The sequence below is a fragment of the Mycolicibacterium sp. CBM1 genome, from assembly GCF_054073305.1.
The window spans coordinates 82,662-97,036 of the sequence record NZ_JBSXPP010000014.1 but is presented as its reverse complement, the minus strand read 5'-3'; the positions used below and the strand labels follow the sequence as shown (position 1 = coordinate 97,036).

Below are 14,375 nucleotides of genomic sequence, written 5' to 3'. Positions count from 1 at the left end.
ACTGGGTGTACGGCGGTTGGTGGTGTGCGGTGACCGAGATTTCGCAGTGATCGGGTGGTGGCGGCGCCGCGGCGCCGTTGAGCCCGCAGCCTGCCCGTTCTGCGGTGCCGGTCTCGACGAAGGCGGAACATGCCTGCGCTGTGGGGGAGTGCGGACCCCTACCTCACCGACCGGCTGGCGGCCGGATCCCACGGCCCGCTACGAGGGCCGTTATTACGTCACCGGCAGGCCGACCAATCGGGTCCGCAACGGCCGCTCCGAAGCGGCCGACCCGGCCGGCGGCCGGTTGCTGCCGGGCTACGTTGAGTTGCCGCTGGCCCGGTCGAGTATCCGCTCGACGTGGCTGGCGACCGGTGCGATCACCGTTGTCCTCGTCATGGTGGCCGGGGTGGTGTGGGCGCTCATGTGGTCGGGCCACCGGCCGAAACCCCCGGCCGAAACCGGTTACGTCGAGGCACTCGACGCCGCGGGGCTGCGAGGTCAGTTCAATTCGGACGCCAACGCCGTCGCCCACGGGCACGAGGTGTGCCGCCAGCTGGAAAGCGGCGGCCCACAGCAGGGTCTGCCTGCCGACAAGATCGCCGTCGACGCGTTCTGCCCGCAATTCAACGAAGGCTTCCGCATCCTCGAATCAGCCAAGGTGTCAGGCATCTTCGTGCTGACCGATCCGATCGGCACGGACGCGATCGTGCTCGACGGCGGCTCGTGCGCGGGAACCAACGGCTACTCCGACGTGGGACCGGCCACGCCGGTGACCGTCACGAACGGCGAGGGCGACATCCTTGCGACGACATCGCTCGGTCCGGGCAAGGGGGATGCGACCAGCTGCATGTTTTCGTTCACCTTCCCCGTCACCGAAGGCCAGGAACGCTACGTGGTGTCCGTCGGCCACCGCGGCGAGTTCAGCTACAGCTTCGAACAGCTTCGCTCGCACGGTGTTCAGATCCATCTCGGTCACTGACTCGTCGCGGTTCAGCGTCTGGCGAGCGCGGTCACCTTCTCGGCCAAGGCTTCAGGCGTGCTCAACTCGTAGTCTTCTCCGTTGATCCGCACCGTCGGGGTCGCGTGGACGCCGGTCGTCTCAGCCATTGCCTGAACCATCGCCAGGTAGCGCCCACTGCCGATGCAGTCCTTCACCCCCGGGGCGGCACCGGCCTGCCGGGCGGTCTCGGTCAAGTCCTCGTCGGTGGGAAATGTCGTGGAGAACTCGTCGGGCTGCTGGGCGAACAGCGCGGAATGGAAGCGCAGAAAATCCTGAGTCGAATGGTCGGCGACGCAGTAGGCGGCGCTGCCCGCCCGTGACGAGTAGTCCTGGTTTCGGGGCGAGTCCAGGATCGCGACCATGTGGTAGTCCGCGGCTGCCGCTCCCGAGGCGATCAAGCTACTGATCGTCGGCCCGAAGACCCGCTCGAATCGGGCACAGTGCGGGCAGAGAAAGTCCTCGTACAACGACAACACCACCTTGGGCTCGGTGCTGCCGAGCTTGGTGATCAGAGCGCTCGACGACACCCGAACCGCCCCCGGCGGTACGGAAGCCGTGCCATCGGTGACCGGCTGACCGTTCAGCGTCTTACCGTCCACTGTTAGCAGGTAGAGCACCAGCACGACCGCGACGACCACCACGCCCGCGGTCAGCCCGATCTGGATGATCAGCCTGCGGCTGCTATTCGCGTGCAGTGCACCGCCATGCTCGGGATGCCCGTTGCTCATGGGTTCAGCTTAGGGGCGCGGCACCCCTGCCAGACCGTGTGTCAGTCCTCGAATATCTCGCGTGGCGCTTCATGACGAGGCCACTGACATCGCCATGAACTACCCCGGGCGGCAGTCCGGAACCGAGGCGCAGTGATATTCCATACGGGGGCCTATAGGCCTATAGTGAAATATCACACAGGAATCCCCGAACCACTGGCGGCTCGACGGAAAGGCATCCCTATGACCGGCGAGAGTGATGTAGCCGATGTTCGCGACGCATTCCGGGCCGCGATGGCCGCGGTGTGCGCGCCCGTGGCCGTCGTCACGGCCCTTCATGAAGGCTCGCCCTACGGTACGACGGTCAGTGCGTTCGCGTCGCTGTCCATGACCCCGCCGATGCTGCTCGTGTCGCTCGACGTCAATTCGGAACTACTGGCCGTGTTACGCAATGTCGACCGGTTCGGGGTGAACGTGCTGTGCAGCGAACAGCCGGAATTGGCAGCGAACTTCGCAACGAAACGGGGTACCGACAAGTTCAGCGGCCTCGACTGGACGGTGGACGCCGAGGTGCCGAGACTGCCGGCAACCTCGGCGTTCCTCGCCTGTAGCGCCGCGCAATTCGTCGAGGGCGGCGATCATGTCGTGGTGTTGGGCACCGTCGTCGCCGCGTGCGACCATCAGCGTTCTCCGCTGACGTACCACCAGCGCACTTTCGGTACCCACGCTGTACTTCCCGAGTTCTCACGATGATGCCCGGCGTGGCCACCGATGCGGTGTGGCGCGCGGTCGAGGCTCTGGCCTCGGGCCAGATGGTTGTCGTCACAGATGCCGCCGGTCGCGACGACGAAGGTGACCTTGTTGCCGCCGCCGATTGCATATCGGACGATCAGATGGCCTTCATGATCCGGCACACCACCGGAATCGTCTGTGCTCCAATGCCGCCGGCGCGCGCCGACGAACTGCGGCTTCCGCCGATGGTGGCGTCCGGTAACGACGCAGAGTACGCCCAACCCACCGTCAGTGTGAACCTCGCTGGCGCCGGTGTGTCGGCGGCAGCGAGGGCGGCAACGGTCCGCGCGTTGGCTGATCCCCGACTGTCGCCGGACCGGTTGCGTCGCCCGGGCCATGTCTTCCCGTTGCGCGCCTGCTCGGGCGGAGTGCTGGTACGGCGCGGGCCCGCTGAGGCCGCCTTGGATCTGCTCGAGCTCGCCGGCCGCCCGCGCGTCGGTGCGATCAGCGAGCTGGTCGCCGACAACGGTGAGATGATGCGAGGACCGGCGTTGTCGAGGTTTGTCTATGAGCACCGATTGCCCAGAGTGTCGATCGCCAACCTCGTGTCCTACCGACGCCGCAACGAGCAGCAAGTCGAGCAGGTGTCGTCAGCGCGGTTGCCGACGATATTCGGGGAATTCCGCGCTATGGCGTTCCGCCACAGGGTCAATCGGGCCGAGCATCTGGCATTGGTGATGGGTGACGTCATCACGCAGAGCCAGTCGGCCGAGGGCGTTCTACTCGGGATGCACAAGGAATGCCCGATCGGCGATGTCTTCGGCTGCGGCCGGTGTCACTGCGGAGCGCGGCTACGCGAATCCCTCGATGCAATCAGTGCTGCGGGCTGTGGTGTGGTCGTCTACCTACGCGGCGATACAGCCAGAGGAATCAGCTTGGCGGGCAGGACCGGTGCGTGTGCGCTGCAGCCGGGCGCGGAGTCGAGCAGCGCTACCACGGTGAGCCTGTCGCAGGCGGACCTCGACAGCTATGAGACCGGGGCGCAGGTGGCCAAGGCACTCGGGATCGAGCGTGTCCGCCTCGTCGCCAGCGATTCGGAGAGGTGTCAGGCCCTGCTGAATCAGTCGATCGACGTAATCGGACGTACCGAGCAGGTGACCGTCTAGGCAGGTCCTGAATCGAACTGGGATCTGGCGAGACGGTACCTGGCCGGACGTCGAGATCGGTCAGGAAGCGGTCCGGGCTGTCTTCAGCTGTCCGGATATTCGGTTAAGCCGGGGCGCGAAGGAAGCGGAAGACGGGCTCGGCGATGCAGACGGGCTTGTCGCCACCCTCCGCCTCGAGAACCGCATTGACACTCACTTGGACCCCGCCATTGACCTCGGTCACGTCGCTAATGGTGGCGGACAGTCTGATTCGTGTCCCCACCGGCACCGGGGCCGGGAAGCGCACTTTGTTGAGACCATAGTTGATCGCGAGGTCGGCATCGGTGACGACCAACATCTCAGACCACAGCGGGATCAGAAGTGCCAAGGTGAGGTAGCCGTGTCCGATCGGGCCGCCGAAAGGGCTCTCGGCGACGGCGCGCTGGACGTCGACGTGGATCCATTGATGGTCATCGGTCGCGTCGGCGAAAGTGTTGACCCGCTGCTGCGTCACTTCGATCCACCTGCTCGGTGGTAGCTCAGTCCCGGCCAGGTTGGCAAGGTCGGCGATGCTGGTGGTCGTGCTCACGGGGTGTCCTCTCGGTAGTGCTTGCGGAGATCCGGTTTGCGGACCTTGCCGGTAGGGGTTTTGGGCAGTTCGTCGACAAACCTGAAATGTTTGGGAATCTTGAAGGCCGCCAATCGCGTCCGTAGGACGGAATGCAGGTGATCGGCGTGGCGCGGCGTCGTCGGCTCCGTTACGACCACTGCGAGCCCGACTTCGCCCCACGTGTCATCGGGAACCCCGATGACGGCAGCGTCGAGGACGCCTGGAATTTCGCGCAGTGCGGATTCCACTTCGGCGGGATAGATGTTCTCGCCGCCCGATATGATCATGTCCTTGAACCGGTCTCGGATGTAGAGGTATCCCTGCTCGTCGACGACGCCGATATCCCCGGAGCGGTACCACCCCTCGACCAGCACCTCGGCGGTCCGCTCGGGATCTTCCCAGTACCCCGGCATGATGTTGGGGCCGGACAGCACCACCTCGCCCAATTCGCCTGGCGCGCATTCACGGCCGTCCTCGGCGACAACGCGCACATCGGTGAAGAACTGGGGCTTGCCGGCAGAGCCGACCTTCGCGACGGCCACGTCGGCATCCAGGACCGTGCCAGACGGCGCACTCTCGGTCATGCCGTAGGCCTGTTGTACGGTCACCCCGCGGTCGAGCCAGTTCCGAAGGGTGTCCTGCGGCACCGGGGCGCCGGCGGCCACGATCGTGCGCAGACTCGACAGATCGCGGGTATGGAACTGCGGACTGCGTGCCATCGCGTCGAGCATGGTCGGCACCCCGAAAAACGAATTGATTCGCTGGTCTTCGATGAGGCGCAGGGCTTCATGAGGATCGAAGCCACGCATGATCACCGAGCAGCCGCCACGGAGCACCACCGGGTTGACGGTGCTGTTCAGCCCGCCGATGTGGAAAAGCGGTGCCATCGCCAAAGTCCGCTCATCGCCCGCGATGTCGAAGCCGAGCACTTGGTTGATGCAGGCGAACGTCATGTTGCCGTGGGTCAGGGTCGCCCCCTTCGGGCGGCCGGTGGTTCCGGAGGTGTACATGATCAGACAGACATCGTCGAGGGAAACCGCGGTGTCGCGCTCATCGGGCGTGGCGGTGGCCAACAGATCCTCGTACGGTACTGAGGATCGGCCCCCGGACACTGGCGGCTCCGCGGTGATCCAGTGGCGAACCGCGGTGCGGTCGCGTAGCTCGTCGGCCAGCTCGCCCTGGTTTCGACCGTGCAGCACGACCGTGGCCGCGCAGTGGTCGATCATGTAGGCGGCCTCGGGTGCCGTGCTTCGCGCATTCAGCGGGACCCAGATGGCGCCGAGTTGCCCGCACGCGTAGAGGCTTTCCAGCGCGCACGGGTGGTTGTAGCCCAGCCAGGCCACCCGGTCGCCGGCGCCCACGCCGAGCGCGGACAGTGCACCGGCGAGCCGGCGAACCCGCAGGGCCAGGTCGCGATATGACGTCGTCTTCCCGTCGAACCACAACGCGTCGCGTTCCGGGGATATGCGCAGCCGTCGTTCGGGCCACGAGCCCAAGCCTGCGTTACGCATCCTGCAGACCGAGCGCACGAATGGCGTTGTGCTTGAGGATCATCGGCCGTACATCCGGCTTGATCTCCAACTCCTCGAAATCGCGCAGCCAACGTTCGGGGGTGATCATCGGGTAGTCGGAACCGAACAGCACCTTGGACTTCAGCATGGTGTTCGCGGCACGAACCAGCTGCGGCGGGAAGTACTTCGGTGACCATCCCGAAAGGTCGATATACACATTGGCTTTGTGAGTGGCGACCGAGATGGCGGCGTCCTGCCACGGCACCGACGGATGGGCCATGACGATCGTCAGACCGGGAAAGTCGGCGGCCACGTCGTCGAGCAGCATCGGGTCCGAATAGCGCAGCTTGATTCCGCGCCCGCCGGGCAGGCCCGCGCCGATACCGGTCTGACCGGTGTGGAACAGCGCCGGCACGCCGAGGGATTGGAGTTCTTCGTAGAGCGGATAGACGCGGCGGTCGTTGGGCTCGAAGGCTTGCAGCGACGGGTGGAACTTGAACCCACGCACCCCGTGGTCGTCGACCAACCGCCGCGCGGCGCGCACTCCGGCCCGTCCGCGGGCCGGGTCGATGGAGGCGAACGGAATCAGCACGTCGGAGTGCGCGGCGGCCGCTTCGGCGATCTCCTCGTTGCTCAGGGTGGGGTGCCCGGTCATGGCTTCGGCGTCTACGGTGAACAGCACGGCCGCCATGTTCAACGCCCGGTAGTGCTCGGCGACGTCGTCGACGGTCGGCTGGGGAAGCTCACCTCCGCGGAAGTACAGCGCTGCAGCGTCGTTGAGCTCATCGTCGAGAGCTAGATGCCCATGGGAGTCGGCGTGAACATGCACGTGCACATCGATTGCGGTGAGCGAGGCGATGTCCATCGTCATGCCCGCGGTCATTGCGGGGGTTCCGGAATCTGCTGACCGACCGGCTGCTGATCCGATGCGAACCGATCCGCCCAGACCTTTTCGATATCGTCGGCGGACCAACCGGACCCGTCGGCGAACTCGACGACGATCTCTGCCGGGTGGGTCCACAGCGATAGTCGGTCGCCGCCGATACCGACCACCTGGCCGGTGATCGACGCAGCGCTGTCCGAAGCGAGGAAGGCGACGACTCCGGCGGCGTCTTCGGCGGTACCGAAGCCCAGTTCGCGTCGTGCGAAGGGCGGCAGCGCCGCCCCGGTGTCGAGCGCCTCGACGTACGAGCGCAGGAACGGCACCGTGCGGGTCATCTCGGTGGCGGCGACGGGCACGATGGCGTTCGCAGTGATGTGCGCGCGGGCGAGCTCTAGTGCCCAGGTGCGGACCATGCCGACGATGCCCGCCTTGGCGGCGGCATAGTTCGTCTGCCCGAAATTACCCACCTGACCGGTCGGCGAGCCGACGCAGATGATCCGCCCACCGCGACCCTGGCTGCGCATCTGGACGACGGCTTCCCGGGTGCAGGTGAAAGTGCCTCGCAAGTGGGTGGTGATGACGGCATCGAAGTCGTCGTCAGAGAGCTTCCACAGCGTGCCGTCGCGGAGTATCCCGGCGTTGTTGACCAGGATGTCGAGGTGGCCGAACTCGGTTACGGCGCGCTCGACCAGGTTTCGGGCGTTCGCACTGTCACCGACGGCTGCGGTGTGGGCGACCGCGGTACCGCCGGCGGCGGTGATCGCGGCCGCGCTCGACTCGGCGGCGTTGCCGTCGGCATCGTTGACGATCACGGCAGCACCGCACCGCGCCAGCTCCATGGCGTAGGCGCGGCCCAGGCCGCGTCCACTTCCGGTGACCACAGCCACCTTGCCGGATAAGTTCATCTCTGTGACGCTCCTTTCCGGGCCGCGCGACGGTAGAACGCCCGTCACGTCGACTCGAAGGGGACACTAGGCCCAGATAGTTAATAATGTCAATGATTGAGGTTGTCATAGATGAGCGGATTGATGGGCGATCTGGGATTTCTGCTTTCCCGTGCAAGTGGCCTGGTCGCGCGTTCGGCGAATGCCGCGTTGGCGCCTTCGGGACTGCGGGTGCGGCAGTACTCGGTCCTGACCCTGGTGTGCGATGCGCCCGCGGGACTGTCGCAGCGGGAGTTGGCTGACGTTCTGGGTTTAGACCCCAGCCAGGTCGTGGCTTTGGTCGACGAACTCGACAGCGCCGGGCTTGTTCGTCGCCAGCTCGACCCCAACGATCGCCGCGCCCGCTTGGTCACCGCCACGGCGGCAGGCAAGCGCCGGTACCGCAGCGCTGCCCTCGCCGCCGCGAAGGGGGCGCAGGAAAGGCTGGGCTCGCTCGAACCGCGCGAGCAGGAGGTGTTGCGCCAGTTGTTGGTCCGCATTGTCGATGCGGCATCCGCATAGCGCGGGGGAGCCACCATCTCGAATCGCAGAATGGTCCGTAAAATGGACTGCGAGTCCGTATTGTAGAACGCGGCTGCGCCCTTCCGGATCAAACCCGCTCGACACGAGGGCGCCGCCCAGTATTGTGCGTGGTCGGGCGGCGACGGATGCCACTGATGACGATTTCTTTCCGAGACCACCTCTTCCCGCTGGACCATCCGCGCCTGGCCGGTCTCGCCGCCCACGACGCATGCAGCTACGCCGACGCCTGCGCGGCGGAACCGGTTGTCGGAGACGCCATCCGTGGATGGCTGGGGCAGTTCGAGAGCACTCGATTCGAAGGAATTACCGCCGACGGTCATCGGATCACGGGCCTGTTCGACGACGACCTGGGTGAGTGTGTGCCCAACACCGCCGCCATTGCGGCGGCCCGAGATGTATTGGCGGAGGCGACCGAAGACCAGCGCCGCCTCCTGACTCATCCGATGTCGAGCAGGGTCTGGCGAGCGTGGATGAATCCCGAGTTCTATCTGAACCGATACGGGTTGCGGCTCGAAGATGTGGGAGTGCGTATCCGCGAACTGCTCCTGGCGGTGGTCGAGGCAAGCTTGAGCCCGGCGGGCTTCGCCAAGGTCCGAGATGTGATGCGAACCAACGCATTCCTCGGGGATTTGGTCGGGCTGCCGAAGATCATGAACGAAGGCAGCTACAACATCAACTTCTTCGGCGAGCCAAGTCTGCTGGAGCCGTGGGGCTGGAACCTCTACGGGCACCATCTTGCATTGAACTGTCTCTTCCTGGGCGACAAACAGGTTCTCACGCCGGCGTTCTTCGGGGCCGAGCCCAACTGCATCGACACCGGTGCCTGGGCGGGCACCGAACTGTTCGTCGAGCAGGAGGCCGCCGCACTCGAGTTCATCCGGGCGTTGCCCCCGGATCAGGCGCAGCGGGCAACTCTGATCGCGGATCGGCGCAAACCCGAAGTGGCACCGCAACGATGGCATCCCGGCGATCAACTCCACCTGGCTGGCGCCTTTCAAGACAACAGGGTTATCGGCTACGAGGGCCTGCCGGTCACGTTGTGTGCACCGGCGCATCGACAGCAGCTTGTCGCACTGGTGGAACTGTTCATCAATTATCAGCCGGCGGGACCACGGGCCGCGCGACTTGCTGCAGTCCGCTCGCACCTGGACCAGACTTGGTTCTGCTGGATGGGCGGCACCGGTGACGACGACCCGTTCTACTTCCGGATCCAAAGCCCGGTCATCCTCATCGAACTGGACCATCACTCCGGGGTGTTCTTGGCCAACCAGGAAGCCGAACGCTTCCATACCCACACCATCGTGCGGACACCGAACGGCAACGACTACGGGGCGGCACTGGTGGGCCGGTTCTCCGGAGAGGCTGTCCGGCTCGACGGACCGGCCTGATGTCGCGCATCGGGCTTCGGGTCCTTGTGCCGAAGTAAGAAACATCATAACGTCGTAGTGACATATTACTGGAGTCGCGTGGATCGGGTCGAATGTCGGGTTCAGCTTTGCAGGGCCTCTGTGTCGTCGATCTGTCCCATTTCCTGGCGGGCCCGCTGGCGGCAGTCCAGCTTGCGGATCTTGGCGCCGATGTCATCAGGATCGATCCGCCCGGCGGTCCGCGATGGCAACATCCAGTCAACGCGGTGCTGCAGCGAGGCAAGCGCAGCATTGTGCTCGATCTGAAGGACCCCGACGACCGGGCCGTTGCCGTGGATCTGATCGACCGCGCCGATGTGTTGATCGAGAGCTGGCGACCCGGAGTCGCCGAGCGCTTGGGCATCGGACCCGAAACCTGCTTGCAGCGCAATCCGGCACTCGTGTACTGCTCGATACCAGGGTTCGGCCGGGACGATCCGCGAGCAGGGCTACCCGGGTGGGAGGGGATCGTCCAGTCCGCTGCCGGCCTGTTGCCCGATCACGAGGACCGGCCGCCGGGGTGGCCCCGGTTCACTGCGCTGCCGATGGCCTCCAGTTTTGCCGCCGTCCAGGCGGGCCACGCGATCATGGCCGCTCTCATCGGACGGCAGCGCCACGGGTCCGGCCAGCATATCGAGGTGGCACTCTTCGACGCGGCCTTCGAACTGCTCGGAGGCGGCGCGCAGCAGGTCGACGACATCCCGCCGCTGGCCCAGGGTGGTCCGGCTCCGGACGATATGCCACAGATCGGGCACTATCGGTGCGGCGATGGGCGCTGGATCCAGCTCTGCCTGGTTCAACCCCGGCACTTAGGCTGGTTCGTCGGAGAGTTCCTGCCCCAACGCGTCGAAAGTGGCTGGGCTGACAGCGAAGTGGTCGCTCGAGACGCCTCAGTGCAGCGGGATATGCGGGCGGCCCTGATCGAGTTGATGCGCACCAAGTCGGCGGGTGAGTGGGAGCGCGTGATCAACGAGGAGTGCGGCGCTCCCGGTGCACTGTGCCAGTCGACATCGGACTGGCTACTGCGAGATCAGCATGCACGCGACAGCGGCGCGGTCATCGAGGTTTCCGACGATCCCGAGCTTGGCAACACCGTCCAGTGCGGATACCCCTTCGGCCTGAGCGTCACCCCGCCGCGCGCTGGTGGACCACGCCACCGCCTGGACGCCGACCGGGAGGCCATCCTGGGGGGTCTGGGCAGACAGGTGGCGCCGCGGCGCCCGGCGCCGGCTCGTGAGCGCCCACTGGCCGGGATGGCCGTGGTCGACGTCAGCCAGGTCCTGGCCGGGCCGACGGCGGGTCGCATCCTGGCCGAGTACGGTGCCGACGTCGTCAAGATCAATAGCCCGGTCGACCGACAGCATTCCCAGCACCTGTACACCAACAGCGGGAAGAGATCGATCCTGCTCGATCTGAAAAAGACTGCGGGCCTTGAAGTCTTCTTCAAACTGGTGGACGGCGCTGACGTCATCATCGAGAACTTCACCCCCGGGGCGGCGGACCGTTTGGGTATTGGCGAGGCCGCGGTGCGAAGCCGCCGTCCCGATATCGTCTACACCTCGGTGACGGCATTCGGGCCGTCGGGCTATCGCGCGGGCTATCGGGGTCGTGAGGAACTCGGGCAGGCGGTGACCGGCATCCAGATGCGATGGTTCGGTCGCGACCGACCCAGGATGGTGTTCTATCCCCTCAACGATTACGCCGCCGGCAATTGGGCTGCGTTCGCCACTCTGGTTGCGCTCTACCACCGCGGCCGCACCGGGGAAGGCCAGCGCGCCCAGACCTCGCTGTCTCAGGCCGCAACCTTCCACCAGGTGCCCTACATGCTGTCCTTCGACGGCCGAAGCTGGGATGAACCAAGCGGTCCGGATGCCACGGGCTGGGGACCGTGGGACCGGCTGTATCGCTGCGCGGACCGGTGGATCTATCTCGTGGCGCCCGACGAAAGAAGCCGCGAGCAGTTGCTCGAGGCGACCGGTCTGGCCGCGGCGGCGCCCGACGACCTCGAGACATCGCTGGCGACTGCGATGGTCACTCGACCATGCCAGGAATGGGTCACCGAGCTGACCGAGCGAGGGATCGCCGCCACCGTAGTCGTCAGCCAATCAGAGGTGATGACGAGCGATATAGCCCAACGCCGCGGGCTCAGCGTGCTCCACCGGCGCAACGGCGGGACCATCCGCACGGTCGGTCCGGCGCCGCGGCTCAGCGCAACTCCGATTCGGCCGGTGGCGCTTCCCGGGCCGCCCGGCGCCGACGCACCGGAGATACTTCGCCGGCTGGGAATGGCCGGCCGCTTCGATCAACTTGTCGCCGACGGCGTTGTCCTGCCCGAACTTCCCGCAGACGCGACCTTCGTCGGCCGATTCAAACCCGCAACCTGACCCCGGCCCCGCGCCTCGGTCCGCGATGTGGACCGGCCCGGGTAGGCTTTCGCTTCGGACCTGGTTTCGGCCGCATGCGGCGGTGATCGACGGAGGAGCGCGATGCGCAGCGTGCGGACTGCCTTGCAGGTACTCGAGGCGGTGTCGGACCTGCAGCCTGTCGGTCTGACCGAACTGAGCCGGAAGATGGGCCTGCCCAAGACCACCGTGCACCGCGGGCTCACCAGCCTCGCTGACGCGGGCTGGCTGGAGAACGACCCCGTGGACCCGACCAGGTGGATCGTCGGCATGCGTGCCTTCACCGTTGGAAGCACAGTAGGCAATCGCGGTGGGCTGCGTACGCGTGCGCTGCCCTTCATGAACGAGCTGGCTGCCCAGGTACAGGAGACCGTGCACTTGATGGTCGCCGAGGCGGACTCCGTGGTGCTGGTCGAGCGTATCGACAGTCCACATCCGGTACGGGCGTTCGCGGCGCTGGGCGCACGTGCTCCGCTGCACGCCAGCTCGAACGGCAAGGCGATACTGGCGCACCTGCCGGCCGATGACGTCGCCGCCTACGTCCGGCACGGGTTGACTGCCGTCACCGAACACACGATTACTGATGTGGCACAGTTAGATTCACAACTGAAGCGCATTCGGGATCAGGGCTATGCGGTTGCCGACGAGGAATTACAGGCGGGCGTGACCTCGGTCGCGGCACCGGTACTGTCCCCCGAAGGCCGTCCCGTCGCGTCGCTGTCGATCTCGGCGCCAAGTTCACGGATGCCGAAGCGGTTGCATCGCTCCTACGGCGAACAGGTACGCGCGGCGGCCCAGGGAATTTCGGCCAGTCTGTCCGGCCGTGGCTGATGGCGCCTCAGTCGCCTGTGAAGACCGGCGCACGCCGCTGTACGAATGCACCGAGGCCTTCCTGGAAGTCCCGGGATCGTGCGCAGGCTTCGGCAGCGCGTTCGGCTGCCGAGACAAGACGCGAGTCCGGTGTAGCGTGCGCCGCGCGAATCGCCGCCTTGGCCGCCCGAATCGAAACCGGCGCGTTGTCGGCGATGGCGTTGGCGAGTGAGCCGACGACCGCGGCCGCGTCGTCGACGCTGTCGACCACGCGGTTCACCAACCCGCATGCCAGCGCTTCGGCAGCGTTGAGACGGTTTGCGGTGTAGAGCATTTCGGCCGCATTCGCGGGACCGATCAGCGCCGTGAGGCGGGCGACCTGTTGCGGCGGGTAGCCGACGCCGAGGCGGGCCGCCGGGATGGCGAAGGTGGCATCGGCGGTGGCGATCCTCAGGTCGGCCGCCAGCGCCAAGGCGACTCCACCGCCCAGGCAGTACCCGTGCACCTGGGCAATCACCGGGATCCGGATAGCGTCGAGCGCGGCGAAAGTCTGCGCCGCGGCGGCCTCGACCTGTGACCAGGCCGGTCCGTCGACCCGCTCGGCGCTCAATTCGACCCCCGCCGTGAAGGCGGTCGTCCCGGCTCCGCGCAGGATCATCACACGCGCATCGCGGTCTGCGTCGGCCGCCCGCACCGCTGCAGTCAGCTCGTGGAACATGGTCAGGGAGATGGCGTTACGTCGCTTCGGGTTGGCGACGGTCACAGTCAATACTCGATCGGTGCGCCGGGTGAGAACGGTTCCCCGCTCGTCGTCCATGTCTGCCTGACTCTCAATCCGATTGGCGAACGAAGCGATTGGACAGTGTGCCGATCCCCTCGATGTCGACCTCGAAACGGTTGCCATCGGACAGCAGCAGAGCGGGCTCGCGCACGAAGCCGACCCCGCTCGGTGTCCCAGTCAGGATCAGGTCGCCCGGCTGCAAGGTCACGAGGGTGCTGATGTAGGAGATCAGGTCGGTGGGCGAGAAGATCATCTGTGAGGTTCGGGCATCCTGGACGGCCGATCCATCGAACCGACCGGTGATCCGCAGGTCGGGCGCGGCGCCGCCGAGACCGCTGGCTGGTACGACTACCGGTCCGAGCGGGGTGAGCTGATCCCACACTTTTCCGGCGACGCGCGATGACGTGTGGAACTGGTAGTCGCGCACCGAGACATCGTTGGATACGGTGTAGCCGAAGATCACCCGAGCAACGTCGTGAGGAGCAACCCGCCGACACGTGACACCGATGACGACGGCCAGCTCACTTTCGTAATCGATCTGTTCGGACTCGGCGGGTAGCGTCACGTCGTCGTAGGGTCCGACCAATCCGGTGTCCCACTTGCCGAATAGATCCGGATACGCCGGTGGTGCGACGCCGCCCTCCGCGGCGTGTTCGTGGTAATTGCGACCGGCGCAGACGATCTTGCGCGGGCGGCCCAACGGCGAGAGCAACGCCTCGTCGGGTACGTCGATCGGTGCGCCGCGGGAGATTCGCTCCGGGTCGCCGCCGGCGGCGGCAAGGACCTCGGGGAGGTCGTCGAAGGTGCGGCCGTCCACGACCGCTTCCCAGGCCTGTGGCGATCCGCTGCGACGCCAGACCACAAGCGCCGAATCGGCGCCGCGCCTGGTTCGGGCCAGGCCCCACTGATAGGCCGGCATGCCAAGGGTCTCGTCATTCAT

At 66.1% G+C, this 14,375-nt stretch carries 14 protein-coding genes; 7 read left to right on the top strand and 7 right to left on the bottom strand.

The annotated features are described in order from the left end of the window. Positions 1–148: 148 nt before the first annotated feature. The gene (locus tag ACXDF8_RS18700) at positions 149–961 is read left to right on the top strand and encodes a DUF732 domain-containing protein (protein WP_457224774.1); all 813 of its coding nucleotides are present in this window, start codon (positions 149–151) and stop codon (positions 959–961) included. A gap of 11 nt (positions 962–972) precedes the next feature. Here the strand turns inward: ACXDF8_RS18700 and ACXDF8_RS18695 are convergent, their stop codons facing one another. Next, the gene (locus tag ACXDF8_RS18695; protein WP_457224773.1) at positions 973–1,710 is read right to left on the bottom strand and encodes a DsbA family protein; all 738 of its coding nucleotides are present in this window, start codon (positions 1,708–1,710) and stop codon (positions 973–975) included. Positions 1,711–1,932: 222 nt separating this feature from the next. Here ACXDF8_RS18695 and ACXDF8_RS18690 point away from each other — a divergent pair, with 222 nt between their 5' ends. Both ACXDF8_RS18690 and ACXDF8_RS18685 read left to right on the top strand, forming a co-directional pair. Continuing rightward, a complete protein-coding gene (locus tag ACXDF8_RS18690; RefSeq protein ID WP_457224772.1) occupies positions 1,933–2,442 on the top strand; it encodes a flavin reductase family protein in 510 nt (169 codons plus the stop codon). Positions 2,443–2,450: 8 nt separating this feature from the next. Continuing rightward, entirely contained in the window at positions 2,451–3,587 is a 1,137-nt protein-coding gene (locus ACXDF8_RS18685) for a 3,4-dihydroxy-2-butanone-4-phosphate synthase (protein ID WP_457224771.1), read from the top strand. 103 nt (positions 3,588–3,690) lie between these two features. On the opposite strand, the gene ACXDF8_RS18680 is transcribed toward ACXDF8_RS18685, so the two are convergent. From ACXDF8_RS18680 to ACXDF8_RS18665, 4 genes are read right to left on the bottom strand one after another with little or no spacing between them, the layout of a single operon-like run. Next, positions 3,691–4,155 carry a MaoC family dehydratase gene (locus ACXDF8_RS18680; RefSeq protein WP_457224770.1) on the bottom strand — a complete coding sequence of 155 codons (465 nt, stop codon included), beginning with the start codon at positions 4,153–4,155 and terminating at the stop codon, positions 3,691–3,693. Next, positions 4,152–5,687: an acyl-CoA synthetase gene (locus ACXDF8_RS18675; RefSeq protein ID WP_457224769.1), complete on the bottom strand. Its 1,536-nt coding sequence runs from the start codon at positions 5,685–5,687 to the stop codon at positions 4,152–4,154. Before ACXDF8_RS18675 ends, ACXDF8_RS18680 begins: the two co-directional genes overlap by 4 nt. Next, a complete protein-coding gene (locus ACXDF8_RS18670; protein ID WP_457224840.1) occupies positions 5,680–6,552 on the bottom strand; it encodes an amidohydrolase family protein in 873 nt (290 codons plus the stop codon). The genes ACXDF8_RS18675 and ACXDF8_RS18670 overlap by 8 nt, the downstream gene beginning before the upstream one ends. Positions 6,553–6,566: 14 nt before the next feature. Further along, positions 6,567–7,475 carry an SDR family NAD(P)-dependent oxidoreductase gene (locus ACXDF8_RS18665; RefSeq protein ID WP_457224768.1) on the bottom strand — a complete coding sequence of 303 codons (909 nt, stop codon included), beginning with the start codon at positions 7,473–7,475 and terminating at the stop codon, positions 6,567–6,569. A gap of 123 nt (positions 7,476–7,598) precedes the next feature. On the opposite strand from ACXDF8_RS18665, the gene ACXDF8_RS18660 reads away from it, so the two are divergent. The 4 genes from ACXDF8_RS18660 (at position 7,599) to ACXDF8_RS18645 (ending at position 12,675) form a co-directional block, all read left to right on the top strand. Beyond that, a complete protein-coding gene (locus ACXDF8_RS18660) occupies positions 7,599–8,015 on the top strand; it encodes a MarR family winged helix-turn-helix transcriptional regulator (protein ID WP_457224767.1) in 417 nt (138 codons plus the stop codon). A gap of 155 nt (positions 8,016–8,170) precedes the next feature. Continuing rightward, the gene (locus ACXDF8_RS18655) at positions 8,171–9,424 is read left to right on the top strand and encodes a DUF3500 domain-containing protein (protein WP_457224766.1); all 1,254 of its coding nucleotides are present in this window, start codon (positions 8,171–8,173) and stop codon (positions 9,422–9,424) included. Positions 9,425–9,516: 92 nt separating this feature from the next. Further along, positions 9,517–11,826: a CaiB/BaiF CoA transferase family protein gene (locus tag ACXDF8_RS18650; RefSeq protein WP_457224765.1), complete on the top strand. Its 2,310-nt coding sequence runs from the start codon at positions 9,517–9,519 to the stop codon at positions 11,824–11,826. 102 nt (positions 11,827–11,928) lie between these two features. Then, a complete protein-coding gene (locus ACXDF8_RS18645; protein ID WP_457224764.1) occupies positions 11,929–12,675 on the top strand; it encodes an IclR family transcriptional regulator in 747 nt (248 codons plus the stop codon). Positions 12,676–12,682: 7 nt separating this feature from the next. On the opposite strand, the gene ACXDF8_RS18640 is transcribed toward ACXDF8_RS18645, so the two are convergent. Together ACXDF8_RS18640 and ACXDF8_RS18635 are read right to left on the bottom strand one after the other, a co-directional pair. Continuing rightward, positions 12,683–13,471: an enoyl-CoA hydratase-related protein gene (locus ACXDF8_RS18640; protein ID WP_457224763.1), complete on the bottom strand. Its 789-nt coding sequence runs from the start codon at positions 13,469–13,471 to the stop codon at positions 12,683–12,685. Between the two features lie 13 nt (positions 13,472–13,484). Then, positions 13,485–14,375 (bottom strand): fumarylacetoacetate hydrolase family protein, encoded by an 891-nt coding sequence (locus tag ACXDF8_RS18635; protein WP_457224762.1) that lies wholly within the window; start codon positions 14,373–14,375, stop codon positions 13,485–13,487.